The sequence below is a fragment of the Enterococcus durans NBRC 100479 = LMG 10746 genome, from assembly GCF_001544215.1.
GTDB classification, from domain to species: domain Bacteria; phylum Bacillota; class Bacilli; order Lactobacillales; family Enterococcaceae; genus Enterococcus_B; species Enterococcus_B durans.
The window spans coordinates 1-26319 of sequence record NZ_BCQB01000005.1 but is presented as its reverse complement, the minus strand read 5'-3'; the positions used below and the strand labels follow the sequence as shown (position 1 = coordinate 26319).

Annotated in this window: 25 protein-coding genes, 1 tRNA gene, 1 pseudogene and 1 other annotated feature; of the genes and pseudogenes, 23 read left to right on the top strand and 4 right to left on the bottom strand. The window is 38.0% G+C overall.

What is annotated here, in order from left to right:
* Positions 1 to 103 precede the first annotated feature (103 nt).
* From ED2_RS02395 to upp, 11 genes and pseudogenes are all read left to right on the top strand, one after another.
* On the top strand, positions 104 to 835 hold the full coding sequence (locus ED2_RS02395) for an epoxyqueuosine reductase QueH (RefSeq protein WP_016176953.1): 732 nt from the start codon (positions 104 to 106) through the stop codon (positions 833 to 835).
* A gap of 154 nt (positions 836 to 989) precedes the next feature.
* Positions 990 to 1481, top strand: a complete 492-nt coding sequence (locus tag ED2_RS02390) for a hypothetical protein (RefSeq protein WP_005879262.1) — start codon at positions 990 to 992, stop codon at positions 1479 to 1481.
* Positions 1478 to 2260, top strand: a complete 783-nt coding sequence (locus tag ED2_RS02385; protein ID WP_005879261.1) for a DUF6681 family protein — start codon at positions 1478 to 1480, stop codon at positions 2258 to 2260. Before ED2_RS02390 ends, ED2_RS02385 begins: the two co-directional genes overlap by 4 nt.
* Positions 2261 to 2436: 176 nt before the next feature.
* Complete coding sequence (lepB, locus tag ED2_RS02380) at positions 2437 to 3006, top strand: signal peptidase I (RefSeq protein ID WP_005879259.1); 570 nt, start codon at positions 2437 to 2439, stop codon at positions 3004 to 3006.
* Positions 3007 to 3239: 233 nt separating this feature from the next.
* Positions 3240 to 3824: a thymidine kinase gene (locus ED2_RS02375; RefSeq protein ID WP_005879257.1), complete on the top strand. Its 585-nt coding sequence runs from the start codon at positions 3240 to 3242 to the stop codon at positions 3822 to 3824.
* 2 nt (positions 3825 to 3826) lie between these two features.
* Positions 3827 to 4900 carry a peptide chain release factor 1 gene (gene prfA / locus ED2_RS02370; protein ID WP_005879255.1) on the top strand — a complete coding sequence of 358 codons (1074 nt, stop codon included), beginning with the start codon at positions 3827 to 3829 and terminating at the stop codon, positions 4898 to 4900.
* Entirely contained in the window at positions 4893 to 5732 is an 840-nt protein-coding gene (gene prmC / locus ED2_RS02365; RefSeq protein ID WP_005879253.1) for a peptide chain release factor N(5)-glutamine methyltransferase, read from the top strand. Before prfA ends, prmC begins: the two co-directional genes overlap by 8 nt.
* Positions 5733 to 5923: 191 nt before the next feature.
* Positions 5924 to 6949: an L-threonylcarbamoyladenylate synthase gene (locus tag ED2_RS02360; protein ID WP_016176955.1), complete on the top strand. Its 1026-nt coding sequence runs from the start codon at positions 5924 to 5926 to the stop codon at positions 6947 to 6949.
* 145 nt (positions 6950 to 7094) lie between these two features.
* Positions 7095 to 8339, top strand: coding sequence for a serine hydroxymethyltransferase (glyA, locus tag ED2_RS02355; RefSeq protein ID WP_005879248.1), 1245 nt, complete (start codon positions 7095 to 7097; stop codon positions 8337 to 8339).
* Positions 8340 to 8616: 277 nt separating this feature from the next.
* Positions 8617 to 9550 (top strand): annotated as a pseudogene (locus tag ED2_RS02345) (alpha/beta hydrolase).
* 237 nt (positions 9551 to 9787) lie between these two features.
* Positions 9788 to 10417 carry a uracil phosphoribosyltransferase gene (gene upp, locus ED2_RS02340; protein ID WP_005879244.1) on the top strand — a complete coding sequence of 210 codons (630 nt, stop codon included), beginning with the start codon at positions 9788 to 9790 and terminating at the stop codon, positions 10415 to 10417.
* 182 nt (positions 10418 to 10599) lie between these two features.
* On the opposite strand, the gene ED2_RS02335 is transcribed toward upp, so the two are convergent.
* Positions 10600 to 10842: a hypothetical protein gene (locus ED2_RS02335; protein ID WP_005879241.1), complete on the bottom strand. Its 243-nt coding sequence runs from the start codon at positions 10840 to 10842 to the stop codon at positions 10600 to 10602.
* Positions 10843 to 10961: 119 nt separating this feature from the next.
* On the opposite strand from ED2_RS02335, the gene ED2_RS02330 reads away from it, so the two are divergent.
* From ED2_RS02330 to ED2_RS02315, 4 genes are all read left to right on the top strand, one after another.
* A tRNA-Thr gene (locus ED2_RS02330) sits at positions 10962 to 11034 on the top strand.
* A gap of 493 nt (positions 11035 to 11527) precedes the next feature.
* A complete protein-coding gene (locus ED2_RS02325; RefSeq protein WP_016176958.1) occupies positions 11528 to 12301 on the top strand; it encodes a MurR/RpiR family transcriptional regulator in 774 nt (257 codons plus the stop codon).
* A 100-nt stretch (positions 12302 to 12401) separates the two neighbouring features.
* The gene (gene malX / locus ED2_RS02320) at positions 12402 to 13967 is read left to right on the top strand and encodes a maltose/glucose-specific PTS transporter subunit IIBC (protein ID WP_025481356.1); all 1566 of its coding nucleotides are present in this window, start codon (positions 12402 to 12404) and stop codon (positions 13965 to 13967) included.
* A 22-nt stretch (positions 13968 to 13989) separates the two neighbouring features.
* A complete protein-coding gene (locus ED2_RS02315; RefSeq protein WP_016176960.1) occupies positions 13990 to 15219 on the top strand; it encodes a MalY/PatB family protein in 1230 nt (409 codons plus the stop codon).
* Positions 15220 to 15263: 44 nt separating this feature from the next.
* Here the strand turns inward: ED2_RS02315 and ED2_RS02310 are convergent, their stop codons facing one another.
* On the bottom strand, positions 15264 to 16208 hold the full coding sequence (locus ED2_RS02310) for a glycosyltransferase family 2 protein (protein WP_005879232.1): 945 nt from the start codon (positions 16206 to 16208) through the stop codon (positions 15264 to 15266).
* Positions 16209 to 16443: 235 nt separating this feature from the next.
* On the opposite strand from ED2_RS02310, the gene ED2_RS02305 reads away from it, so the two are divergent.
* Positions 16444 to 16929 carry a methylated-DNA--[protein]-cysteine S-methyltransferase gene (locus ED2_RS02305; RefSeq protein ID WP_025481357.1) on the top strand — a complete coding sequence of 162 codons (486 nt, stop codon included), beginning with the start codon at positions 16444 to 16446 and terminating at the stop codon, positions 16927 to 16929.
* Between the two features lie 798 nt (positions 16930 to 17727).
* On the opposite strand, the gene ED2_RS02300 is transcribed toward ED2_RS02305, so the two are convergent.
* A complete protein-coding gene (locus tag ED2_RS02300) occupies positions 17728 to 18768 on the bottom strand; it encodes a YeiH family protein (RefSeq protein ID WP_005879228.1) in 1041 nt (346 codons plus the stop codon).
* A 159-nt stretch (positions 18769 to 18927) separates the two neighbouring features.
* On the bottom strand, positions 18928 to 19890 hold the full coding sequence (locus ED2_RS02295) for a TDT family transporter (RefSeq protein WP_016176962.1): 963 nt from the start codon (positions 19888 to 19890) through the stop codon (positions 18928 to 18930).
* A 477-nt stretch (positions 19891 to 20367) separates the two neighbouring features.
* Between ED2_RS02295 and ED2_RS02290 the strand changes: the two genes are divergently transcribed.
* The 7 genes from ED2_RS02290 (at position 20368) to ED2_RS02260 (ending at position 26274) form a co-directional block, all read left to right on the top strand.
* Positions 20368 to 21207 (top strand): LysR family transcriptional regulator, encoded by an 840-nt coding sequence (locus tag ED2_RS02290; protein ID WP_016176963.1) that lies wholly within the window; start codon positions 20368 to 20370, stop codon positions 21205 to 21207.
* Positions 21208 to 21375: 168 nt separating this feature from the next.
* Entirely contained in the window at positions 21376 to 22563 is a 1188-nt protein-coding gene (locus ED2_RS02285) for an FtsW/RodA/SpoVE family cell cycle protein (RefSeq protein ID WP_005879222.1), read from the top strand.
* Between the two features lie 6 nt (positions 22564 to 22569).
* Positions 22570 to 22926, top strand: a complete 357-nt coding sequence (locus tag ED2_RS02280) for an arsenate reductase family protein (RefSeq protein ID WP_005879220.1) — start codon at positions 22570 to 22572, stop codon at positions 22924 to 22926.
* A 1-nt stretch (position 22927) separates the two neighbouring features.
* Positions 22928 to 23266, top strand: a complete 339-nt coding sequence (locus tag ED2_RS02275; RefSeq protein WP_060789685.1) for a glycine cleavage system H family protein — start codon at positions 22928 to 22930, stop codon at positions 23264 to 23266.
* A gap of 85 nt (positions 23267 to 23351) precedes the next feature.
* Positions 23352 to 23617: a binding site (T-box leader), on the top strand.
* A 65-nt stretch (positions 23618 to 23682) separates the two neighbouring features.
* Positions 23683 to 24717 (top strand): methionine ABC transporter ATP-binding protein, encoded by a 1035-nt coding sequence (locus tag ED2_RS02270; protein ID WP_060789684.1) that lies wholly within the window; start codon positions 23683 to 23685, stop codon positions 24715 to 24717.
* Complete coding sequence (locus tag ED2_RS02265; RefSeq protein WP_005879214.1) at positions 24710 to 25396, top strand: methionine ABC transporter permease; 687 nt, start codon at positions 24710 to 24712, stop codon at positions 25394 to 25396. The genes ED2_RS02270 and ED2_RS02265 overlap by 8 nt, the downstream gene beginning before the upstream one ends.
* Positions 25397 to 25419: 23 nt before the next feature.
* Positions 25420 to 26274 carry a MetQ/NlpA family ABC transporter substrate-binding protein gene (locus ED2_RS02260; protein ID WP_005879211.1) on the top strand — a complete coding sequence of 285 codons (855 nt, stop codon included), beginning with the start codon at positions 25420 to 25422 and terminating at the stop codon, positions 26272 to 26274.
* Positions 26275 to 26319: the final 45 nt, after the last annotated feature.

Sequence of the window (26319 nt, the reverse complement as noted above, 5' to 3'; positions counted from 1 at the left end):
AAAAAATACTCAAAGAAATTCTAAACAAATACGACGTTATCTTTCGATTTAAGAGTAAATAGCCTATAATAAGAGATATTTGAGTAGAGTGGGGATCTGGACTATGATTGATGCAGAGTTGATTGTTGAAAAAATGAAAAACAAAAAGATAAATTATGATACGGTTTTGAAAAAAATGATTCAGCAATGGGAGAAAGAAGGAACGAAACCTAAATTATTGATTCATACTTGTTGTGCGACTTGTAGTACACATACATTAGAATTTATGTGTCAGCATGCGGAGGTCACTTTATTTTTCTCAAATTCGAATATCCAACCTAAAAGTGAGTATTTAAGACGACTCCATGAGCAAAAGCGTTTTGTCGATGCATTTAATGAACAAATGAATAATCATGTAGAGTTGATTGTTGATGAATATCGACCAAGTGTATTCAATAAAATGGTTTTAGAAAATAAGTTAGCAGATGAAAGAGAAGGCGGAGCAAGATGTAGCGCTTGTTTCAATATGCGCCTCGATCTAGTGGCGCAAAAAGCCCAAGAACTTGGTTATGATTATTTTGGGAGCGCACTAACGATTTCCCCTAAAAAGAATGCAGCATTGATCAATCAAATCGGCATGGATATCCAAAAAATCTACGGTACCCATTATCTTCCCAGCGATTTTAAGAAAAATAAGGGATATGAACGTTCCATCCAGATGTGCAAAGAGTATGATATCTATCGTCAATGCTATTGTGGCTGTGTGTTTGCCGCGAAACAACAAGGGTGTGACTTGAAACAAGTGAATCGTGAAGCAAAGGCATACCTAGCAGAGTCAACAGTCACTTTTGACTAAAGCTATAATAAAACTTTCAAACAAACGTAAGAAAAAAATAATAAATTTATGGTAAATATAAGATATAATAACTATTCTGTGGCACGTAAGATTTGGCACATAAACTGGATAGAAAAATGAAAAAGCTATAAATAAAAACAAAGGATGAGATATGATGCGAAAAGTAGCACCTATTTTGAAACCAATAGCGGTTTTGACTATTTCAACAATTGTGGCTACTGCAACCGGTGTGGTCAATAGTTCGAGTTATCGTGCCCCATCAAGTTCTACTACGACAGAGGAGACAACGCCCGCTTCGACTACAGGGGATACAACAACGCAAACAAGTGAAACGAGTGATGAGTCTACGACTTTATCAAGTGTTTCGCAAGATACGACAGACACAACAAGTACAACCACATATTCTATTGTTCCTTCAAGTAGTACGGATGAGGATAACAACCAAGAAAATAGCAGCTTAGAAGATACGGCGACAGATGATTTTAACGGTGGAAGCAGTACGGATACAAGTACAACCACTACGCCAAGCAGCACAACACCAAGTTCGTCTATACAAAACAATGGAGATGCGACAGCAAAAAATGCTGCACCGACTCAAAACTCAAAGGCACAGACGAATAACCAGCAAGCAGGTGACTCACAATGACGTTTTTATTAGATATTATCAATAGTGTGCATAAATTTTTAGGCTACCTAGATATTAGTCCGAAATATTTGAATCGCGGTTACACGATTTTAAGTGTGATCCCAACGCTCTATCTTTTGCGTATCGTTTATGGACTATGGCAAAATCAAAATTATTTACAATTTTTCCTATATGGAATCGCCTTTTTGATTCTTGTTTATTTTATCATTTTAAATGTTTTCTACTATTTTCTTGATAAAAATGTGAAGGCAGATGTTACGCAATTATTTGTGAAGTATCTGCCAGATGAAGTATTTAATATCCAAGATGAAGAAAATACAATGGCAAATAATGGAACGATTGACAAAGTAAATACACAGGAAGCTGTAGTTTCTTACGATGAAGACTATCAATTGAAATTAGCCGAGAACATGCGCTATCTGATCGGTAATGGTGAGATCAAGGTCAACGATCTTGGAAGAATGGATGGCTTTTTAGTAGATCGCAATACGTTATATCCCTATTATTATGTAAAAAAAGTTTCTGACAAAGAATACATTTTAAATATTGGGCGTAGTTATTCTGAGATGGAGCCAGTTGGTCGAATGACTGTGGCATCTGCTGAAGATACGATCGAACCAGTGGGACTATTTATCGTTGGTGGTGATTTTGTCAAAGATGGTTTAAGGTACCATGAACCTTATCGTTTGAAACTGATTGTCAAAAAAGAACAACCAGAGGAAGCAGAAGAACCAATGATTTACAGTAGGAGTCAACGAAGAAAACATTCCCGTAACTGATAAAAAAAGGATAAAGGCTGGAACTAAAAAAGCTGTTCCAGTCTTTTGCTACACTTAAAAAAACATCTGATAGTATAAACTGAATGTGCACTTATTCTTTCCTTTAGTTTCTAAAAAAGGTAAAATAAAATGGGACACGAATAAAAGGTTAAAAATAAAAATACGGGAGGTATTTTGTGAAAGAATTTTTGAAAAATTGGGGTATTCTGATCCTAGTACTAGCAGCCCTTCTATTAGCGCGTGTTTACGTATTCACACCAGTCACTGTCAATGGACATTCAATGGATCCAACTTTGAATGATGGACAGCGATTGATTTCATCAAAAATTTCAAAATATGAGCGTTTTGACATCATCACAACCAAAGAACCTGGCGATGAAGATCGGATGATCGTGAAGCGTATCATCGGCTTACCAGGAGATACAGTAAAAATGGAAAATGATCAGTTGACGATCAATGGAAAAAAATATGATGAGCCTTACTTAGCTGAATTCAAAAAAGAATTTGCTGATGATAAGCTACAAGATGAATATTCCTATAGCCAAGCTTTTCAGGCACAAGCAGAAAATGCACAAAAATTTACAAGTGATTTTGACTATACGGTGCCTAAAGGAGAGTATCTGGTTCTGGGTGACAACCGTCTGATTTCTAAAGATAGTCGGATGTTTGGATTTGTCGATAAAGATATGATCCAAGGAAAAGTTGTTTTCCGTTACTGGCCACTCAATGAAATCAACGTCATCTGATAGAGAGTAAAAATGAGACAATCACTGATAGAAGTGACTGCCTCTTTTTTTCTGTCTTTTCTGACCTCGGGGATAGTGATAAAAACTAGTGAAAATATCCCTTTTAATCAGTTATAAAACTCTATGCACTTGATTTTTGGTAACGAACCAATCAGGACTGAAAATTCTCACTGTAAAAAATGATGAAAATCAAGTATAATACCATAGGAACAAACTGGAAGGTGAACGAGGGAATGGCACAACTATTTTTTAAGTATGGCGCAATGAATAGCGGCAAGACAATCGAGATTTTAAAAGTAGCACATAATTATGAAGAACAAAATAAACCAGTTGTGTTGATGACAAGTGGTATCGATACAAGAGACGGCGTAGGAGTTGTTTCTAGTCGAATCGGTTTAAAACGAGAAGCAATGCCGATTTTTGAAGAAACAGATGTCTATGATGTCATTTTAAAAATGGAAAACAAACCGTATTGTATATTGATTGACGAGGCGCAATTCTTAAAAAAAGAGCATGTTATTGCGTTCACGAAAATTGTTGATGAATTAAACATTCCGGTGATGGCGTTTGGCTTGAAAAATGATTTTCGAAATGAATTATTTGAAGGATCAAAATATTTATTACTTTATGCAGACAAAATCGAAGAGATGAAGACCATTTGCTGGTTTTGTCATAAAAAAGCGATTATGAATTTACATTATATTGATGGGAAACCTGTATATAAAGGGGACCAAGTCCAAATTGGTGGCAATGAAGCCTATTACCCGGTTTGCCGGAAACATTATTTCCACCCATCGATTATTACAGAAGGAGAATAAGCATGTACGATCAATTACAATCAATTGAAGACCGTTACGAAGAGCTTGGTGAATTACTAAGCGATCCAGAAGTGATCACGGATACAAAACGATTTATGCAATTGTCAAAAGAAGAAGCAAATACTCGTGAAACAGTTGAAGTCTATCGTCGCTACAAGGAAGTCGTTCAAGGAATCAAAGATACCGAAGAGTTGCTTGGTGAAAAATTAGACGATGATATGGCTGAAATGGCAAAAGAAGAACTTTCTGAATTGAAAAAGGAAAAGGAAGAATTAGAGGAAAAAATCAAGATTCTACTACTTCCTAAAGATCCTAATGACGATAAAAATATTATCATGGAAATTCGTGGAGCCGCAGGTGGGGATGAAGCAGCCTTATTTGCTGGAGACCTATTCAATATGTACCAAAAATATGCAGAATCACAAGGCTGGAAAACAGAAGTCATGGAAGCAAGCATCACGGGTATTGGCGGATACAAAGAAGTGATCATGATGATTACAGGGGATAATGTCTACTCTAAATTGAAATACGAAAGTGGTGCTCACCGTGTACAACGTGTACCATCAACAGAATCCCAAGGTCGGATCCATACATCAACAGCAACAGTCGTTGTGATGCCCGAAGCAGAAGAAGTCGAAATCGATATCGAAGACAAAGATATCCGTACAGATATTTATCATGCATCTGGAGCTGGTGGACAGCACGTCAATAAGACAGCTTCAGCGGTTCGTTTAACACACTTGCCTACAGGAATCGTCGTTGCGATGCAAGATGAACGTTCTCAATTGAAAAACCGAGAAAAAGCAATGAAGATCTTACGTGCACGCGTGTACGATAAAATCCAACAAGAAGCACAAAGCGAATACGATGCAAATCGTAAATCTGCTGTAGGTACAGGAGACCGTTCCGAACGAATCCGTACGTACAATTTCCCACAGAATCGTGTGACAGACCACCGTATTGGATTAACCATCCAAAAACTCGATCAAATACTTGCCGGAAAACTTGATGAAATCGTTGATGCACTTATCATGTACGATCAAACATCGAAATTGGAAGCAATGCAAAATGGGTAAGACCACATATCGAGAAGTCCTCTCACGGGCTTCTTCTTTTTTAGAATCCAAAACGATCGAAGGATACAGTATCCAATTTCTGTTTCTTGAAAGAAAAAAATGGAGTAAAACAGATTGGTTGATCCATATGAATGACCCAATATCAACAAAAGATCAAGAAATGATCGATCAAGATATGGCACTGCTTTTGAAACACTTGCCCCCACAATACATCTTAGGGTATGCGGATTTTTATGGTCATCGTTTAAAAGTGACAAAAGACACGTTGATCCCTCGACCAGAGACCGAAGAATTAGTCCAACTGTGTTTAGACGAGACTTCTGATGAACGATTAGACGTTGTTGATATCGGTACGGGTACTGGTGCGATAGCAATCAGTTTAAAAGCGAAAAGATCTTCTTGGAATGTCTCGGCTGTTGATCTATCAGAGCAAGCATTAGCAGTAGCAAAGGAAAATGCGAACCAGGAGTCTGTCGATATTTGCTTTTACCATGGGGATACATTGGCTCCAGTGAGTGCGGAAAAATTTGATATCATTATTTCAAATCCGCCATACATCAGTATCGCTGAATGGGATCTGATGGATGAAAGTGTTCGGACATATGAACCGAAAATGGCATTATTTGCAGAAGACCAAGGATTAGCAATCTATAAAAAAATTGCTAAAGAAGCAAAAGACTTATTGAAATCAAAAGGCAAGATTTTTTTGGAGATAGGGTTTACGCAAGGTGCTGCTGTAAAAAGAATTTTTGAAGACGTTTTTCCTGATAAAAAAGTGCGTATCAGAAAAGATCTATTCGGAAATGAACGGATGATCATCGTAACAGATTAGTTGTGGATGAAAATATTTTTTTCTGTTTTTTTATTATAAAAAAACATTGATTTAACAAGGATGTAACCGACTTTTTAACTTATCAACAGACTTATCCACTATTGACAAAATAGTTATCAACAGTATGTTGATAAGAAGTGGATAAAGTGGAATAAATCAAGTATTCAATAAAAATGGGGTGTGGATAGACTGTGGAAACAAAATATTATAACGAAGAAGAATTAAATGAAGCTGCGCAAGCATTAAAGTCGGGTGATCTGGTGGCATTTCCAACAGAAACTGTGTATGGGTTAGGTGCGAATGCTCTTTTGCCAGATGCTGTCAAGCAAGTGTTTTCAGTAAAAGGACGTCCACAAGACAATCCGTTGATCGTCCATGTATCATCATTTGAACAGGTGAAAACGTATGTGGATAACTTTCATCCAGCGACGGCAAAAATTGTTGAGAATTTTTGGCCTGGGCCACTTACTTTGATTTTTGAGATTAAAAAAGGCAGTCTTCCTTCAATAGTGACTGGTGGTTTATCCACAGCAGCTTTTCGCATGCCAGATAACAAAAAAACTTTGACTACGATTGAGCTGGCTGGAGTTCCTCTGGTCGGTCCGAGTGCCAATACATCTGGAAAACCTAGCCCTACGACTGCAGCTCACGTTTTCCATGATCTACAAGGAAAAATTACAGGGATTATCGATGATGGCGCTACTCGAATCGGTGTAGAATCCACTGTGATCGATCTCAGTGATCCAGCAGCTGATCCTATGATATTACGTCCTGGCGCTGTGACTAAAGAACAATTGGAAGCAGTAATTGGCGGTAACGTAACGATCGATCGCCATTTAGTGCAAAGTTCTGAAACACCGAAATCTCCTGGAATGAAGTATAAACATTATGCACCAGATACCCAAGTGATGATGGTTCGTCCAGAGGATTGGCAGGAGGCAGTCCATTGGGCAAAAGAAAAGGCATTACGTGTTGGTGTGATTGCAGGCCCAACGATTGCGGAAGCTGTTCGCTTTGATGTAGCGGCTGTATATATGTATTTCAATGATTCTGTTGAAGCGGCAACTAAAGGATTATTTGCTGGATTAAGAGGGCTGGATGAGGAAAACTTGGCGCTTGATCTGATTTTGGTAGAAACTTTTCCTGAAGATGGTCTAGGCAATGCGTATATGAATCGCCTCAAAAAATCGGCGAACCAAAAATATTTTGAAAAATGATCTTACGTATCTTGTTCCCAGCTTTTATTATGATACAATGCAATAAAGTAAACTCAATTGAAAAAAAGATGAGAGTTTACAGGTTGAACTGATTTTTGTTTGCTAGAAAATCTGTTTGATACACAATATAGAGGAGCTGTTGTTTGTGGTAGACTACAAAACGTTTGACCCTGATTTATGGGCTGCAATCGCAAAAGAAGAACAAAGACAAGAAAATAATCTGGAGCTTATTGCTTCCGAAAATTTTGTTTCTGAAGCAGTGATGGCAGCTCAAGGAAGTATATTGACGAATAAATACGCAGAAGGTTATCCTGGACATCGATATTATGGTGGCTGTGAATTTGTTGATATCGTTGAAAATTTGGCAATTGACCGTGCAAAAGAATTATTTGGCGCAAAATTTGTAAATGTTCAACCTCATTCCGGATCCCAAGCAAATACGGCGGCATATCTTGCCTTAGTAGAACCTGGCGACACGATTTTAGGAATGGATCTTTCAGCAGGAGGCCATTTGACACATGGGTCCCCAGTTAATTTTAGTGGTAAAACGTATCATTTTGTTGCCTATGGAGTAGACCCAACAACAGAAGTCATCGACTATAATGTGGTTCGGATCTTAGCAAGAAAACATCAGCCAAAGTTGATCGTTGCTGGCGCGAGTGCATATGGTAGAACGATCGATTTTGCCAAATTTAGAGAAATCGCGGATGAAGTTGGTGCAAAATTAATGGTCGACATGGCGCACATCGCTGGATTAGTAGCAACTGGTATGCACCCAAGCCCAATTCCTTATGCAGATATCACAACAACAACGACACATAAGACGTTACGTGGACCTCGTGGTGGAATGATTTTGACCAATGATGAAGCATTAGCTAAAAAAATCAATAGTGCTGTCTTCCCAGGGATTCAAGGTGGACCATTAGAACATGTGATCGCGGGTAAAGCAGCGGCATTCAAAGAAGCATTGATGCCTGAGTTTAAAGAATATAGTGAACAGATCATTGCTAATGCAAAAGCCATGACAAAAGTGTTCAATCAAGCAATCGGTACCCGAGTAGTATCTGGCGCAACAGACAATCACTTAGTCTTGATCGATGTGCGTGGGTTGGAATTAAATGGAAAAGAAGCAGAAAGTATCTTAGATAGTGTCAATATCACTGTCAATAAAAATTCAATTCCATTTGAAACGCTAAGTCCGTTCAAAACCAGTGGTATCCGTATCGGCACACCAGCAATCACTACACGTGGATTTAAAGAAGCAGATGCCACTAGAGTAGCAGAACTTGTCGTGAAGGCTCTACAAGCAAAAGAAAATGAAACACAACTAGATGAAGTGCGAGCAGGCGTACGTGAATTAACGGAAAAGTATCCTTTATATAATAAATAAAACATATGGTTGAAGATGAGCAGTGGTGTACCGCAAGAAATAAGCAGAAACGTACGGAATTTATTTTTCAAGTTTTACGAATTTCGCTTTATTTTGCGAAAAATTGCTTTTGGAACAATGTTTACTCAAAAAAGAGGGGTGTGGACAAGCATTTTGTCACGTCCTTCTTTTTTTCGAAGCCAATTCGAAGTACAGACTGATTTTTTGACTTTTTCCCCTTAGCTATCTAGTATATGAGGTGTAATTTGGCTCTTTATCAAAACAAGGGGGAATCACGATGACCGAACGAATTTCATTAGAAAAAGGAGCAGTTGAATTTAGCGATGCCAATGCACCTCACCCCAGAATTTATGAATTACCGCCAGAAGAAGGGCGTGCGCTTTTAGAAAAAGTACAAGATTCATCAGTTGATAAATTACCAGTAGATGTTGAAGATCTGATCGTAGATACAAAGGATTGGGGAAAAATCAATGTTCGGTTCGTGCGACCAGAAGGAAATGTCGATAAGCTACCAGTCCCATGGTGCGGGTTGGGTATTTGGCAGCGCTCAGACCCACGATAAATTAATTCGGGAGTTAGCTGTCCGAACAAATTCAGTGGTAGTATTTCCTGAATACAGCCGTTCACCTGAAGCAAAATATCCAGTAGCTATCGAACAAAATTATTTTGTTTTACAAAAATTAAGAGAATTAGCAGAATCAAAAGGATTAGATCTTACGAAATTGAGTGTAGCAGGTGATTCAGTTGGCGGTAATATGGCCACTGTTATGACTCTTTTGACGAAACAGCGTCAAGGTCTGCCTATCCATAAACAATTGTTGTATTATCCAGTGACAGATGCCAATTTCGATACAGATTCTTATCAAGAATTTGAAGAAAATTACTTTTTGACTAAAGAAGGTATGAAATGGTTTTGGGATCAGTATACAACAGATGAAAAAGAGCGTGCAGAAATCACAGCCTCCCCATTGCGTGCTTCTTTAGACGAATTGAGAGATCTGCCACCAGCAATGATTTTAACTGGGGAAGCAGATGTGTTACGCGATGAAGGAGAAGCATACGCTCGAAAACTTAGAGCAGCAGGGGTTCCCATTACACAAGCACGTTTCCAAGGAATCATCCATGACTTCGTGATGGTCAATGCGATGGATCAAACCAAAGCGGCCCGAGCAGCAATGGCTCTATCTACACAATGGCTAAAGGAAGACTAGAATGATATCTTCTGTGTAGCATATCTTGTAATGTTTTATAGTAACCAGAAACAGTAAAAATAACAAATAATAAGTGGTAAGTTAACTTTTTTGTTATTTTTTACTGTTTTTTTAGTGTGATCGATTTGTTTTTTTATTTGGGCTATTTTCTTTAGAAAATTCATGAGTTATACTAGTCAATTGACGTAATTTGTTTTACAATTAAAAAGAAACGACAGAACAAAGGAGACCAGAAAAATGGGCAAATTTCAAGTGATCGACCATCCATTGATCCAACACAAACTAACTATTATTCGAGACAAAGATTGCGGGACAAAAGTCTTTCGTGAGGTTGTTGACGAGATTGCTATGTTGATGGCATATGAAGTATCACGTGATATGCCGTTGGAAGATGTTGTCATTGAAACACCAATCACAAAATCAACACAAAAAACGTTATCTGGTAAAAAAGTAGCAATCATCCCAATCCTTCGAGCAGGTATCGGAATGGTTGATGGTATCTTAGAATTGATCCCAGCTGCAAAAGTAGGTCATATCGGATTGTACCGTGATGAAGAAACACTTGAACCACATGAATATTTCGTTAAATTACCGGAAGATATCGATGCACGTCAATTATTTGTTGTTGATCCAATGTTGGCAACAGGTGGTTCAGCGATCATGGCGATCGATGCATTAAAAGAACGTGGAGCATCAAACATCAAATTTGTATGTTTAGTTGCTGCTCCAGAAGGTGTGAAAGCTTTACAAGAAGCACATCCAGATATTGATATCTATACTGCTGCATTAGATGAAAAACTAAATGAACATGGATATATCGTACCAGGATTAGGCGATGCTGGTGACCGTTTATTCGGTACGAAGTAAGGTTTTTCCACGGATCAACCTAAACAAATCAAAATAAAATACGCAAGACGAGGTTCAGAATGAAGCGAGCCCAAAAAGTTAGATTTTTGGTCTAACTTTTTGGGCTCGCCACAGAACTCATTTCGTCTTGCGTAATTTTTTATATAATAAAAAACCATCCCAAAGCATAGAGATGGTCAGTGTCAAATCTTCTTCAATTCTTTGTAGTTGATAATTACTACACCCTTGCTTTGCGTCATCAAATTGGCATTTTCGTCAGTTTCATCAATCTCAACAACAGCGGAATTTTTAAGTTGTTTTGAAATCGTTCCAGTTTGCGGTTTTCCATGAATCGTGAAGGTCACATGTGTATCAATCGTAAATTTTTCCCCAAATTCTGATGGTACGATGGTTGTATCAAATTTTCCAAAAGTTGCCATTTTCATAAAACCTGCCTTTCATATCAATTATACCACGTTTTATGAAAAAAATCATGAAATAAGTAAAAGTTTACAGTTTTGGCTTTACATTCAATCCAATTCCGTTTATAATTTCATATGGGAACGCCAGCTTAGCTCAGTTGGTAGAGCAACGCACTCGTAACGCGTAGGTCGTAGGTTCGACTCCTATAGCTGGCATCATATAATAGAAGCTGTCATATCAAGGTTTTACCTTGAGTATGATGGCTTTTTTGTTTGCATTTTTTTAGTTCCGTGGGCAGAGTTGTGGGCAAGAATATGAAAATTGAACAAGAGAAAAATACATTATTGAGAAGAAAAAAATGACAAAAAAATAGAAAACTGAAAGTTACTGTGAATCCTTGTGATTTCTTTATAGATATATCAGAACAAATAAATATACTAAGTAGTATTTATAAAAGAAATACTCCAGACTATGCGTATTATATTTGTGAAAATAGACCAAGGATTGGAGAAATTATTGGATAAGAAAAGTTGGAAAGTGAATGAAGAGCATCTTCTGAAAATACTAGTTATTCATGTGGTTTTTATAGGAGCAACAAGGAATAAAATTATTTATACTTTTGTACGATTTAATGTAGATTTTACATAATAGTTAGAGTAATATTTAGAAAATGAAAAATCGATCAAAAACAAGAAAAGAGGCGATTGAATGAACAAAGTATATAAACGAATCCAATATAAAATTCCAAAATTGAATCAAGTTGAAAAGAACGTTCTTGATTATTGTTTGTGTACGTCTGAAAACATTTTTTCAATGACGGCCGCCGAATTAGCAAGCAAAACATTTACCAGTCAACCGACAATTACTCGAATGGCGAAAAAATTAGGCTTTCAAGGTTATCAAGAATTTAAATTTGCCATCAAAAATAATCTTCATTTTGAACAAGAAGATGTCCATGAAAATGAGCAAACCTCCTTGAGTCCATTGATCAATGAACTTTTCCAACAAATGCTCACTACTTTTGAAGAACTTGACTTGGTACAAATCGATCGCGCGGTAGAAATGCTCAAAGAAGCGAATCGAATTGAGATTTTTGCTTTAGGGCAAAGTATCCCTGTGGCAGTTTCAGTGAATCGTAAGTTGCATTTTTTAGGGAAAAACGTAGGACATTCGACTGATTGGGATGAACTGACTGCAATCAGTAAACAATTGACCGAGCAAGATCTAGCGATTTTTATTAGTCATAGCGGCGAAACGATGGGAATGATTAACTATGCGGAATTATTAAATAAACGAAACGTTCCTATTCTTTCTTTTCTAGGACAAAAAAGAAGTACTTTAGAAGCTGCCTCGACAGCTGCATTTATTGCAGAAATAATGACGATCTACCACCACGATATTGACTTAAGCCCAAGAGCTTCATTAGATATCCTTCTTGATATTGTGATGATCCAATATGCGAAACAAATGAAAACAGAATAGCCATTCCGATTTATGAATATTCATTCTTCTTTCTTATATAGACTTGTAACAATCTTAGGAATCGCTTACATTTATTTTAGAAAAAAGAAGAGGAGGATGAATGATGCAAAAGGGGAAAAAAGCTAGTTACATGGAGATTTTTCAAGGATTAGGAAAAACATTTATGTTGCCAGTAGCCCTATTAGCTTTTATGGGGTTGTTTCTAGGAATAGGAAGTGCATTTTCAGCAGAATCTGCGATCGATGCTTTTCCTTTTTTAGGGGCAGAATGGTTACAAGTTATTTTTCGGTTTATGTCGACGATTGGAGGTTTCGCTTTTAGTTATTTGCCAGTCATGTTTGCGATGGCTATTCCTCTAGGATTGGCACGAAAAGAAAAAGGAGTAGCGGCTTTTTCTGGCTTTGTTGGGTATGTCGTGATGCAATTATCGATTAATTTTTATTTACAACAGACGAACCAATTAGCGGAGAGTGCCCAATTACGAGAATCAGGACAAGAAATGGTGTTTGGTATCCAGACACTATCGATGGGGGTCCTTGGCGGGATCATTGCAGGTTTGATCGTTTATCAGCTACACACAAGATTCTATCAGTTTCAATTACCAGATAGTTTTGCCTTTTTCTCAGGAACGCGTTTTGTACCGATCATTACTTCGGTCACGCTAGCAATCGTAGGGGTGATGATCCCTATCATTTGGCCAATATTTGCGATGGCCATCACTGGGATCGGTCATCTGATTCAACGATCAGGTCCATTTGGTCCGTTCTTGTTCGGTGCAGGGGAACGTTTATTACTTCCTTTCGGGTTGCATCATATCTTGGTTTCGATGATTCGCTTTACAGAAGCGGGTGGAAGCCAACTGATCGATGGGCAACAAGTATTTGGCGCATTGAACATCTTTTATAGCGAATTGCAACATGGACTATCTATCTCACCAAATGCTACAGCCTTTTTATCTCAAGGAAAAATGCCTACATTCATGTTTGGCTTACCTGCGGCTGCTTTGGCGATGTATCGAACGGCAAAGCCTTCGAATCGACCTATGATCAAAGGATTATTGATTTCAGGTGTGATTGCGACTTTTGTAACGGGTATCACTGAACCCATTGAGTTTTTATTCCTATTTTTGAGTCCGTTACTATGGATTTTCCACGTGATCATGACAGGTGCTGGTTTTATGCTCATGAGCTTGTTAGGTGTGACGATTGGAAATACAGATGGTGGGATACTGGACTTTATCATTTTCGGTGTGATGCAAGGTTCTTACACAAAATGGTGGATGGTGCTGCTTGTTGGTGTTGTGTGGTTTGCAGTGTATTACTTTGTCTTCAAAACAGTGATTTTACGTAAAAATTTGAAAACACCTGGTCGCGAGGATCTAACGGCTGAGGCAGAATACACAGAAACGGAAATGGCGCACAGAGTCAAAGGCGGATTTGACGCAGAGGAAATATTGCGTGCACTAGGAGGAACAGCAAATATTACTTCACTTGACAATTGCATCACACGTCTACGGTTAGTTGTGAATGATGGTTCCCTTGTGGATGACAATCGGTTGAAAAAACTGGGGGCTTTAGGTGTCATTCATTTGGATAAAACCAATGTTCAGGTGATCATTGGTACGAAAGTCACCACGGTCAGAAACCAATTAGATGCAATTTTATAAGAAGAAGGCAGGAGTGAAAAAAATGTTTTTCGATGAACAAATCAATCGTAGAGGTACCCATTGCACACAGTGGGATTATATCGAAGATCGTTTTGGAAAGAGCGACTTGTTGCCCTTCACTATCTCAGATACCGATTTTAAAGTTCCGCCGGCAGTCGAACATGCTTTGAAAGAACGGATGGAACACCCAATTTTTGGTTATACAAGATGGAATCATGACGATTTCAAGGAAGCTATAACAAATTGGTATGTTCATCGTTTTGATACTGTTATAGAAAAAGAGTGGCTTGGGTATAGTCCGTCTGTGATTTATAGTGTCAAGCAACTTATTACGTTGTTGAGTGATCAAGGGGATGGGGTAATCATCCAGACTCCAGCGTATGATGCATTTTATAAGACGATCATCGGAAACAAACGAAGAGTTGTTACCAACGATTTGATTTATGATAAAGGAAAATACCATCTTGATCTAGAGGATCTAGCTTTGCAAATGGCTAAAAAAGAAAACAAGATCTTATTGCTTTGTAGTCCACATAACCCAACGGGAAGGGTGTGGGAAAAACAGGAATTAATAGCGATAATCGAACTGGCCAAAGCATATGACGTCTTCATTATTTCAGATGAGATACACATGGATATTTTGAGAAAAGGGCATAAGCATACTCCTTTAATTGATTTAGTTCAGGAAAGGGTGGCTGTTGTTACCTCTGGGAGTAAGACGTTTAATTTTCCGGGTTTGATTTTCTCCTATGTACTGATTCCAGATGAAGGATTACGCCAACGATTTTTTGATCAACTAAAAGGGGCAGATGGATTAAGTTCTACAAGTATTTTTGGTTTAGTGGCAACGATCGCTGCTTATAAAAAAGAAGCGCAATGGGTAGATGAGCTGAATCATTATATTGATGAGAATATCGCGTTTGTGACGAGTTATTTAAAAGAGCAGCATCCTGAGGTCATCGTTACGCCAAGTGAAGCGACTTATTTGATGTGGTTGGATTGTGGTGCGTTACCTTACAGTATGGACGAGTTGCAAACAAGACTAGTCGATGAAGGGAAAGTCGCTATTATGTCAGGAGCTACTTATGGTCCATCTGGTAAACAATTTTTACGTTTGAATGTTGGGTGTCCTAGACAAAAATTGGAAGAAGGCTTACGTCGATTGACTAAAAGCCTTCAAAAGGACTTCATGTATGATGTATCGTCATTTAGCGAAAGAAGTGATGATCAAATCATTCAGCGGATGGACTAAAGATCAGCAAAAAAACTGTCTCGAATAATTCGAGACAGTTTTTTTTAGTTTTCTTTTTCAATTCGAGGTGTTTTCTTTTCTGTTTCTCGAATGATATAAACTGGCCGTTGTTTGGTTTCTAAGAAAATTTTACCAATATATTTTCCGATGATCCCTAGACAGAGCAATTGGATTCCGCCGATAAATAAGAGGATGGATACCATAGAAGGCCAACCAGCAGTTGGATCTCCAAATAATAGCGCACGAAAAATAATAAATATTATTGCGATCCCTGAACCAACGCAAGATAAGGCTCCTACAAAGGAGGCGATTGTTAGTGGAGCATCAGAGAAATTGATGATCCCATCGATCGAATAATTGAATAGTTTCCAAAATGACCATGATGTTTCGCCAGCAACACGTTCACGATTTTCAAAGGAGATGTATTCTGTTTTGAAACCCACCCAGCTAAAGAGGCCTTTTGAGAAGCGATTGTATTCAGTCAATTCTAATACGGCGTCGACCATTTGGCGAGTCATCAAGCGAAAGTCTCTTGCGCCATCCACCATTTCTGTATCACTGATTTTGTTGATCAATCGATAAAATGTTCGGGCAAAGAAACTGCGAATCACTGGTTCGCCTTCGCGTGTCGAGCGTCGAGTTCCTACACAGTCGATATCTGTAGTAGTTATTTTTTCAATCATGACTGGCAGTAGTTCGGGTGGATCTTGTAAGTCCACATCCATCACTGTGATCAGTTCGCCAGTTGAAGCTTGTAAGCCGGCATAAAGAGCAGCTTCTTTACCAAAATTTCGGGAAAAAGAAATGAATCTGACGTAGGGATATTTTCCCGCTAGCTGTTTGATAGCTTGTAACGTACCATCTTTCGAACCATCATCAATAAACAAGTATTCAAATTCATGAGGCCCTTTAAATTTTTCTACTTCATCGAAAAAAAGCGGTATCGTTTTTTCTTCATTAAAGCAAGGGACAACAATTGATATTTTCATCGTTTTGATCCTTTCACGTAGAGATTACTTTTGTACTATTATGATTAGTAAACTTACCCTTAAATAACATACACAGATAAGAATAGTTATTTTGAGAAGACATCAGTTTTAGTTTACCATCTGTAGGAAATTTAATAAACTTTTAAATTGCAAATTTCATAAAAATAAAGGAAGATAAATGAAAATATGTAAAAGTGGGGGAAGTCTAGGTCAATGAAGATCATTAGACGATGAGATGAAAATGAAAACAACAATCGGCGATGTATGGTTGGCTGCGGACAATAGCGGGTTGACAGCTGTTTCGTTTCAACCAATTGCTGAAGGACAACAAGCCAATCAAGAAATTTTGCTGCTGGGAAAAAATCAAATCCAAGAGTATTTTGGAGGGCAACGACAATCATTTGATGTGCCACTATCAATAAATAAAGGAACAATTTTTCAAAAGAAAGTCTGGCAAGCACTACAAGCTATTCCGTTTGGTGAAATACGGACTTATAAGGAGATTGCGATAGCTGTAGGTAGCCCTAAGGCAGTACGAGCCATTGGACAAGCCAATCGTACGAATCCTTTGCCAATCGTGATTCCTTGTCATCGAGTTATTGGTCAAAATGGGCAATTAACAGGGTATATGGGAAATACAGAAGAAGGGATTGCGATCAAACGTCAATTGTTAATGTTAGAAGGATATTTTTCGGAGAATGAAGAAGGTGTTTCTAAATAGAAAATAGCTGTAGGCAAGAATGAGGTGCGCTCCAAAAGTTGTATGTGTAAAGGACAATTTTGGAGGCGCACTTTAAAAGTAGTTGCCTCACGCTTAAAAAATGAATAAACGAGCAGAAATAGTTCCTTCGAATATTCCAAAATTCTTTTTATAAATTTTATTTTTAGTATCCCCTTTCATTTCCGAGAAAATCGTTATGTATGTTAAATGAATAGATTATTCAGAAGCTTTAAGCGATTGAATCATTAGTTCAGTACTTATTTGTATCCTAAAACTTATTTGAGGTTGGGACAGAAGTGTTTATTTCCGAAGGAGTTGCTTCTGCTCCCACCGTTTATTCGTTTTTAAAGAATGAAACAAAAGTGTTTTTTACTTTTGTCCCACGCTCAAATGAAGAACAGCATTCTTATTTTTACCTTAATAAAAGTAAAAGAACAACTATGGGAAAAATGATGGTGTAAATATTCTCTTTCTCTTGTACATACGAACAATAAATATAAAAATAATTTATTATTCCAAATAAACTGAATACAAGTAGAGTGATCCAAGTGACGATTCCGTGCGTAGGATTGAGATGAGAATAGGACAAAAATCAGGTTTTTTCTGATTTTTGTCCTATTCTCGTCCTAATTATTCTAAGATTTTTATCAACATCATTTGACAATGAGCCAATTTTTTATATTGCTTTAATACTAGAAAAATGCAAGAGCAACTAATAAAGCTGTGTGGTGATGGTTATTTGTTCGATGATCTGTTCTCCAGTTTTTGAGCAAAATCCCTCTTTTCAGAACTTTCTCATCACAATTTCGTTAACCAGATGAAGAGCAATGCCATCGTTGTCTGCAATAAACCAACAGATAGACCATAGGATAGGAAACGAGGGCCTTCTTTCATGAATTTAGCAAAATCCAAACGTAAGCCGATGGCAGCTAAGGCAGTGATCTCAAACCAGTTACTAACAAAATGGGCGGTATGATCGATAAATGTTGGTAGAGTAAACAAGCTATTGATCAAACAAAAAATGACAAATCCTAAAACATACCAAGGTAAGGGCAACTTTCTTTTCGTTTGTTTGGTATGAGACACATTAGTAGTAGCAACTGTTTTTTTCTGCATAAATTTTTCAAATAGATAGACGACAACGACCAACATCATGATGCGTAGTATTTTAAAGAGCATCGCAAATTGGACGACTGAAGCATCAAGCAAGCTGGCACCTGCCACGACTTGACCAACGGATTGCAGTGTTCCGCCTAACAATGCGCTTTTTTCAATCAGATTGTCACCGAAGAGATGCAAACCTAAAAAGGGTAAGGTCAACATCATAACGGTTCCTAGTAAGTTGACCAGGGTGATGATCTGGCCTTTTTCTTCTTCATCTGCGTGGATGACGGGTGCAATAGAAGCAATCGCTGAAGAACCACAAACGGCATTTCCCCCCGCCATCATCAAAGAAGAAGTGTCACTGAAGCGTAGTTTTTTTCCGATCCAATAAACGCCTACAATCGTTACGCTCATCTGTAACAAAACGAATAGGATTCCTTTGATGCCGATTTGAGCAATCGTCTGTGCTGTGACGGTGGCACCTAGAAAAAAGACGGAGCATTCCAGCAACTTGCTTTCAGCAAATTTTGTACCGGTAGCAAGGGAAGCTTGTTTGAAAAAAGTATTTCCTAATAGGATACCTAGCAAGATAGCAATGGTGGCAGCGCCTAGTTGAGGGACTAGCAGTGCCAATAATTTGCTGGCGATAGCCACCAAGAAGGCGAGTAATAACCCCGGCAAGATTTTCCGTATGTTCAATTGTTTGAAGCGATTAATGGGTGAGTGTACATTCATTTCATAAATTCCTTTCATGATCGTTACGCAAAAAAAGAGAAGCGTAAATGATATCTTGATAATAGTAGCATTGTTCCGATTTTTTGACAAAATGTTGAAAACGCAAAAATTCTTCTGCCCTTTCCATTTTTTGAAAAAGACAGAAGTTGTGTAGATGTATTAAATTTTTTTAGGGAATAAGTGGCGATTTCCTCCATGTTCCTTTAATAGGAAGAGTAGGTAATGACCTAGCACATAAAGGACCATCACTGTAGCGATCCCACATTCGATCACTTTCAAAATGTTTAAAACACCTGTGTTCATTCCCAATGAATCAAAGTAATGGACGGCTGTGAATAGAGCAGTTGCCGAGATTACCAACGGGAAAGTAAAGGCTGCGTAACTTGGGTAGAAATGTAATTTCAATAGGTGCGGTAACATTGAAAGAACGATAAAATACAAAATTTGAGACAGGATAAACAGTCCAAGAACTAAGTAGAGGTTTGGCTGTGCAAAGTTTTTCAAGTATCCTGTTAAACACAGTGATCCTGGTGCCGCAACGATCGTGATCAGTGGCAAGGTTGGCTGTGCCATATTTTTAACAAAAAAGACACGCTTGATGATGATTGGTAGTAAAAAGGCGTAACAGGCAAGGGAAATCCAAAAGAAGATTTTACCGATAAGTGGGAAGAAATTTCCAGCTGTTACAGTAATTACACCAAAGCCCACATAAATGATGAACCAACTTGGGTAAATGGCTTCAATCGATAGATCTGCTTTTACGACATGATGATACGTAAAGTAAAGGACCAACACGATTTGGAAGACCACTGCACTCAGCCAAATCGCCTTCACGAGAGGCGTAATACTCGTAAATGAAACGAAGTAAGTACAGATGACCATCAATGACATAGTGAATGTTGGTGAAACAGAACCGATAATTGGGTCGTGTAACATTTGTCTTGTATGTTCAAATAGAATGAATAATTTAATAAACATCAAAACCATCAATACCATACTTATACCACCGACAAGATTACCTAATGAAACCAAATGATATTCTTTGAATAGATTTCCTAAAGAAGCTAAACCAAGAATTAGTCCGCAAATAGGAATTGGAATAATCTTCAAAAAATTCTTCATTTACATTCTCCTTCTATAAATTTTTTGTGTCAGAAACTGAATCAAGAAACTCAAGGTGTAGCGATAAGTAATTTGGAAAGGGTTGATAGTAATTCGAACAAATTAAACTGTTCAGTGGGAAATAAACAAATATGTTAAGAGTTTTTTACTTATCGCTACGAGCGTGGGACAAAAGTAAGAAACACTTTTGTCTCATTCGTTAAAAACGAATAGATGGTGGGAGCAGAAGCAACTCCTTCTTAAATAAGCTGAAATTCACAAAAATTTGAAAAGCAATTTTCATTAATTTCTTCTTGTTTCTCGGAGTTGAACACTTCTGTCCCAGCCTCCTTCCTTGAGCAACTATTGGAAAAAGAAATTATTCTCTTTCCAATTTCAAGCGATGTGCTTTACACTTACTATTATAGTCATATTCTGTTATATTTAAATCAAATAGTTATTATAGTAATTATAATAAAAAGTTATGGAAGCGAGCTTATGTTGAAATTATTGACAACTTTTCGTGTGGTTTACGAAACGAGAAACTTTTCACGTACTGCAGAACTATTGTTTTTATCCCAACCAGCTGTTTCTAACCAAGTGAAACAGTTAGAAAGAGAGCTAGGCGTCATTCTTTTTGAAAGGAATGGCAGAAAAGAAATGAGACCGACAAAACAAGCGGATCTTCTCTATGAACGAGCGTTGATCCTGTTGGAAGAATGGCAAGTAACACAACAGCAACTATTAGATGAACAAAATGAAGAAGAAGTATGTCGGATCGTTGCTTCGCATACATTTGCAGTATATTTGTTGCCGAAACTTTTGCGTTATCTGATCCCAAAATTCCCAAAAGTAAATTTTGTTGTAGCTTTTGCCAATTCCCATGACTCGTTGGATCAAATTGCGAAGCATGACGCTGATTTTGGTTTTATTGAAAAACCCTTGGAAACGTCAGGAGTACAGCGGTTTTCTTTGATGGAAGATGAATTGGTGATTGCTGGTGATCCAGAAAGTAAACTTTGGCTAGTCAGACAATCGACTTCTGGTGTTTTTCACTATACCCAACGCTATTTTGAAGAAAAAAATATTCATGGAAAAAAGATGCTCGTTAAAAGTAATGAGGTGATTGCTGCCTTACTAAAAGAAGGAGTCGGACGATCGATTTTATCGAAACGTGCGGTACCAGAAGGCGTGAAGTTTGAATCTTTGGAGTATAAACGGAAATTTTACCTCGTTCAGCGAACCAATCTAGTTTCAGAAGTTCTCCAGTCGATTGCCAAAGAAATACTTGTTTACAATGAAATCTATCAAAGAAAAGAAAAAGACCATCGAGAATAAAGTCGCTTTTCTTTGGGATTTCTGCAAAGAAACAACTTGAAAATGAGATAGATATGCTTAAATGAGGGAGAGTTTAAAATTTCTCAAATGTCCTTGCTTTAACTTTCTTTTATTTAGGGAGACCGCTATAATAAAGAACAGTATGGTTTTTAAGAAAAGGGATGAAACATGGAAAAAAAAGTAAAAGCTTCTAACGATAACCGGATCGATTATGGCGTGATTTTACCGGTCTTTTTATTATGTTTGATTGGTTTACTGTCTTTATACGTTGCGCTTAGTCATGATCCCAACAATCCGTCAGTAATAAAGGGCGTAGGCATGCAACTTCTTTGGTACTTAGTCGGATTGGTTGCTATTATAGTGATTATGCATTTGAATTCAAAATGGATCTGGAAACTGACTCCTTATCTATATGGGTTAGGATTAGTAGTCATGGCGCTCTTATTGAAATTTTATGATCGTAATTTAGAAGCGTCTACAGGTTCGAAAAACTGGTTTAGTTTTGGTTCCTTCACTTTTCAGCCCGCTGAATTGATGAAAATCGCGTATATATTGATGATGGCACTGATCGTCACGAAACATAACACGCAACTAAAAGAACGGACAGCAAAATCAGATTTTTGGCTGATAGGGAAAATGTTGATCGTGACACTCCCTGTTTTAGCACTGATCATGGCCCAAGATGACTTTGGGACGATGCTTGTCTTTTTAGCTATTTTTGGAGGAATATTCCTCATGTCAGGAATTTCTTGGCGAATCATTGTGCCTGTGATTGCTTTAGCTGTTCTTGTTGGCGCAGGAACGATTTTTTTAGTTACTACAGACGGCGGAAGAGAATTGCTCTATAAAGTGGGCTTTAAATCGTATCAGTTTGCCCGCATCGATTCCTGGCTCGATCCGTTTCACGATACCTCGGGCATGAGCTATCAGCCTGCTCAAGGGTTATTAGCCATCGGAACTGGTGGTTTGTTTGGGAAAGGATTCAACGTAAGTAATATCTATGTGCCCGTGCGTGAGTCAGATATGATCTTTACAGTCATTGGTGAGAATTTTGGCTTTATTGGCGGCGCCTTTGTCATTTTCTTGTATTTTATCTTGATTTATCGTATGATACGGGTCTGCTTTGATACGAATAATGAATTTTATGCGTATATCGCAAGTGGCTTGATCATGATGCTCTTGTTCCATGTCTTCGAAAACATTGGTGCAAACATTGGCTTATTACCATTGACCGGGATTCCTCTTCCTTTTATCAGCCAAGGGGGATCATCCATTTTAGGAAATATGATCGGTATCGGTTTGATCTTATCAATGAGATACCAAAATGAGGCACCTGCAAAAACTTCTAGGAGGTAACAACAGTTGTATCGTTTTTATTGGTACCCTAAATGTTCAACTTGCAAAAAAGCAAAAGCTTGGTTAGATGCACATCACATTGACTATCAAGTCGTTGATATGATTGCAGATACACCATCAGCAGAAACTATCGAAGAATGGCTCACCCATAATGAAATACCGATGCGCCGTTTGTTCAACACAAGCGGGATGAAGTATCGGGAGTTAGGGCTGAAAGATCAAATCGCTGATTTTTCAGTAAAAAAAGCTAGTGCTGTTCTTTCTACTGATGGAATGCTCATCAAACGTCCGTTGATCGTCAAAGACAAACAACTCGTCGCAATTGGCTTTAATGAAAAAACATACGAAGGAGTATTGATATAAAATGGCTGGGAAACACTTGAAGAAAAAAAATAATCTTTGGATATTGTTCAATGGCAAAGAATATTGTGTTGGCTTAACGAATGAAGCGCAAGAAGAACTTGGGGATATCACTTTTGCGAATTTACCAAAAGAAGGACAAACGTTTAAAAGCGGTGAACCGTTGATCGAAGTGGAAGCAGAAAAAGCAGTCAATGAATTTGCTAGTCCATTGTCAGGGACCATTTCTTCTGTGAATGAAAAAATCAATGAAGACATCAACATCTTTAATGATGAAGATGAAATGAATGCATGGATCTTGAGTTTCAAAGAGGTCGATCCAAAGGAATTTGAAGAAATATAAAACAAGAACTTTCAGAAAATAGTAAAAAGCTTTGGGTAAAATATTGACACGTAATTTTACAACTGCTATAATCAGAACAATCATAGATAAAGCTTTGAAAAGAAGAGTACATGTCATAGACGTTTGAAGAGAGCCCTGTCTGCTGAAAATGGGTAACGAACATGAGATGGAAGATGGTCTTAGAGCAGAGTAAGTGAGCCATGGCAAACTTACTACGGGAGTGCCCGTTAAAGCACAGCGGTATACGGAACTGTTTTTGAAGAATTCTATCCAAGTACTGTTTAAGGTTGTTATTGTGAAATAGCAGCGAATCAAGGTGGTAACACGGAAGTTTAAGCTTTCGTCCTTTTGCTTAAAGCAAGGGGACGAAGGCTTTTTTGTTTCTAAGTAAAAAATAAAAGGAAGATGTGAGCGATATGTCATTGATCCAATTAACGAATGTCAAAAAAACATTCGGCGGAAAAAATGGAACGATCCAAGCAGTAGATGATGTTTCATTAAACGTTGAAAAAGGTGATATTTATGGAATCGTCGGTTATTCCGGAGCGGGAAAAAGTACGTTAGTTCGACTACTGAATGGGTTAGAACTACCCACTAGCGGAGAAGTCATCGTCAACGGTCAAGAAATCACTAATTTGAAAAATAAAGACTTAAGAAGTTTTCGTAAAAAAATTGGGATGATTTTCCAACATTTCAACTTGTTATGGTCACGAACAGTGTTAGAAAATATTCAGCTTCCTTTAGAATTGGCTGGAGTCCCTAAAGCAAAGCGTAAAGCACGTGCGGAAGAATTACTCGGTCTTGTTGGTTTAGAAGGACGAGGAAACGCATATCCTTCTCAATTATCTGGTGGTCAAAAACAACGTGTCGGGATTGCCAGAGCGTTAGCCAATGACCCAGAAATCCTGCTTTGTGATGAAGCAACTAGTGCATTGGATCCACAGACGACAGAAGAAGTGCTGGATCTCTTGTTAGCGATCAATAAAAAATTGAATTTGACGATCGTTTTGATCACACATGAAATGAACGTCATTCGTAAAATCTGTAATAAAGTAGCAGTGATGGAACGTGGGAAAGTCGTTGAAGAAGGCGATGTCTTGACGGTCTTTAGAAATCCAAGACAAGAAGTCACAAAACGGTTTGTACAACAAGATATCGAACCTGAAGCAGATTCGAGTGAATTGTTAGCGACATTGATCAAAGAAAACCCTAAAGGACGCTTAGTCACTTTGACATTTAATGAAAAGAATGCCAATGAACCAGTGATTTCACAGGCAATCCGTAAATACAATGTGGATATCAATGTGGTCTACGGAAAAATCAAACAAGCAAAAGAAGGCTCTTTTGGTTCTTTGACCACTCTGATGACAGGAGAGGAAAAAGAATTGGATCAAGCAGAATTATTTATTAAAGAACAAGGTGTTGGGGTGGAGGTGATCCATCGTGGATAAAAGTTTTGCAGAAACGTACCTAGATTTTAGTAAAATCAATCCAGAAACAATGGAACAGGCGATCATCGATACTCTCTATATGACTTTGATCTCCATGGTCTTAGTCACGATTATCGGGCTGATCTTAGGCTTGATCTTGTACTCTATCGGGCGGAAAAATAAGCCATATGCACGAATCATTTATGGGATTGTTTCAATCATCAGTAATATTTTCCGTTCAACGCCGTTCATGATCTTGATGGTCTTGATCATTCCATTTACAAAAGCAATCGTGGGAACAATGTTGGGTGCTGAAGCAGCAATCCCAGCGCTAGTTCTATCAGCAGCTCCTTTTTACGCACGATTAGTTGAAATTGCTTTTCGTGAAGTAAGCCCAGGTGTAGTGGAAGCAGCTGATGCAATGGGTGCCAGTTATTGGGAAATCATCTGGAAAGTCTTGATTCCTGAAAGTGTACCTGCACTGATTTCTGGATTAACAGTTACAACGATTTCGATGATTGGGTTTACTGCCATGGCGGGTGCAATCGGTGCTGGTGGACTAGGTGGCCTTGCTTGGCAAGAAGGCTACCAACGTGGTAATCTGACCGTGACATTTGTTGCGACTTTAATTATATTAGTCATTGTTTTTATTGTTCAAGGAATCGGTGATTTCTTAACGAAGAAAACAGATAAAAGATAGTAAGATATAGGGGGATATAGGATATGAAAAAGAAAATTTTTGGATTTGCAGCAGCATTATTGCTGACTGTGGGATTAGCTGCTTGTGGCAACAGCGGCGACACGAAAGACTCAGCATCAAGTAGTAAAAAAGATGATACAACTTTGAAAATCGGTGCTTCACCAACACCTCACGCGGAGATTTTGGAACATGTCAAACCATTGTTAAAAGATGAAGGAATCAAACTAGACATCGTCAAATTCGACGATTATGTCTTACCGAACCAATCATTGGAAGAAGGAGATATCGATGCAAACTACTTCCAACATATTCCTTACTTAAACAAAGAAATCAAAGACAAAGGATATGATTTTGTCAATGCTGGTGCTGTCCACATCGAACCAATGGGCTTGTACTCAAAGAAAATCAAAGATATCTCTGAATTAAAAGATGGTGCAACAGTGATCACTTCAAATTCAGAATCTGACTGGGGAAGAATCATCACGATCCTCAAAGACGCTGGCTTAGTGAAAGTCAAAGACGGTGTTGATTTGGAAACAGCGACATTCGATGATATTTCTGAAAATCCTAAAAACTTGAAATTCAATCACACGATCGATCCATCATTATTAGCTTCAACATATCAAAATGATGAAGGCGATCTAGTGGCAATCAATGCAAACTTTGCTTATGGTGCCGGTTTGAATCCTCTAAAAGATGCAGTGTTGCTTGAAAAAGACAATTCACCTTATGTGAATATCATTGCTACACGTAAAGGGGACGAAAATAGCGACAAAATCAAGAAATTGATCGAAGTCCTACACCGTGAAGATGTGCAAAAATGGATCGAAGACAAATGGGGCGGTTCTGTTAAACCTGTAGATGCAGACGCAAAATAAAAATGTTGAAAAATGATGAGGTCGAGAAAGAAACGAACAATACGC

Excerpts from the sequence above, each read along its gene's own strand:
- ED2_RS02315 (WP_016176960.1), top strand. The coding sequence starts at position 13,990 with ATGTTTTTCGATGAACAAATCAATCGTAGAGGTACCCATTGCACACAG.
- ED2_RS02260 (WP_005879211.1), top strand. The coding sequence starts at position 25,420 with ATGAAAAAGAAAATTTTTGGATTTGCAGCAGCATTATTGCTGACTGTG.
- ED2_RS02375 (WP_005879257.1), top strand. The coding sequence starts at position 3,240 with ATGGCACAACTATTTTTTAAGTATGGCGCAATGAATAGCGGCAAGACA.
- ED2_RS02390 (WP_005879262.1), top strand. The coding sequence starts at position 990 with ATGCGAAAAGTAGCACCTATTTTGAAACCAATAGCGGTTTTGACTATT.
- ED2_RS02310 (WP_005879232.1), bottom strand. The coding sequence starts at position 16,208 with ATGAAAATATCAATTGTTGTCCCTTGCTTTAATGAAGAAAAAACGATA.
- ED2_RS02275 (WP_060789685.1), top strand. The coding sequence starts at position 22,928 with ATGGCTGGGAAACACTTGAAGAAAAAAAATAATCTTTGGATATTGTTC.
- upp (WP_005879244.1), top strand. The coding sequence starts at position 9,788 with ATGGGCAAATTTCAAGTGATCGACCATCCATTGATCCAACACAAACTA.
- ED2_RS02285 (WP_005879222.1), top strand. The coding sequence starts at position 21,376 with ATGGAAAAAAAAGTAAAAGCTTCTAACGATAACCGGATCGATTATGGC.
- ED2_RS02290 (WP_016176963.1), top strand. The coding sequence starts at position 20,368 with ATGTTGAAATTATTGACAACTTTTCGTGTGGTTTACGAAACGAGAAAC.
- ED2_RS02385 (WP_005879261.1), top strand. The coding sequence starts at position 1,478 with ATGACGTTTTTATTAGATATTATCAATAGTGTGCATAAATTTTTAGGC.
- malX (WP_025481356.1), top strand. The coding sequence starts at position 12,402 with ATGATGCAAAAGGGGAAAAAAGCTAGTTACATGGAGATTTTTCAAGGA.
- ED2_RS02300 (WP_005879228.1), bottom strand. The coding sequence starts at position 18,768 with ATGAATGTACACTCACCCATTAATCGCTTCAAACAATTGAACATACGG.
- ED2_RS02335 (WP_005879241.1), bottom strand. The coding sequence starts at position 10,842 with ATGAAAATGGCAACTTTTGGAAAATTTGATACAACCATCGTACCATCA.
- prmC (WP_005879253.1), top strand. The coding sequence starts at position 4,893 with ATGGGTAAGACCACATATCGAGAAGTCCTCTCACGGGCTTCTTCTTTT.
- ED2_RS02305 (WP_025481357.1), top strand. The coding sequence starts at position 16,444 with ATGAAAATGAAAACAACAATCGGCGATGTATGGTTGGCTGCGGACAAT.
- ED2_RS02395 (WP_016176953.1), top strand. The coding sequence starts at position 104 with ATGATTGATGCAGAGTTGATTGTTGAAAAAATGAAAAACAAAAAGATA.
- ED2_RS02295 (WP_016176962.1), bottom strand. The coding sequence starts at position 19,890 with ATGAAGAATTTTTTGAAGATTATTCCAATTCCTATTTGCGGACTAATT.
- ED2_RS02325 (WP_016176958.1), top strand. The coding sequence starts at position 11,528 with ATGAACAAAGTATATAAACGAATCCAATATAAAATTCCAAAATTGAAT.
- prfA (WP_005879255.1), top strand. The coding sequence starts at position 3,827 with ATGTACGATCAATTACAATCAATTGAAGACCGTTACGAAGAGCTTGGT.
- ED2_RS02270 (WP_060789684.1), top strand. The coding sequence starts at position 23,683 with ATGTCATTGATCCAATTAACGAATGTCAAAAAAACATTCGGCGGAAAA.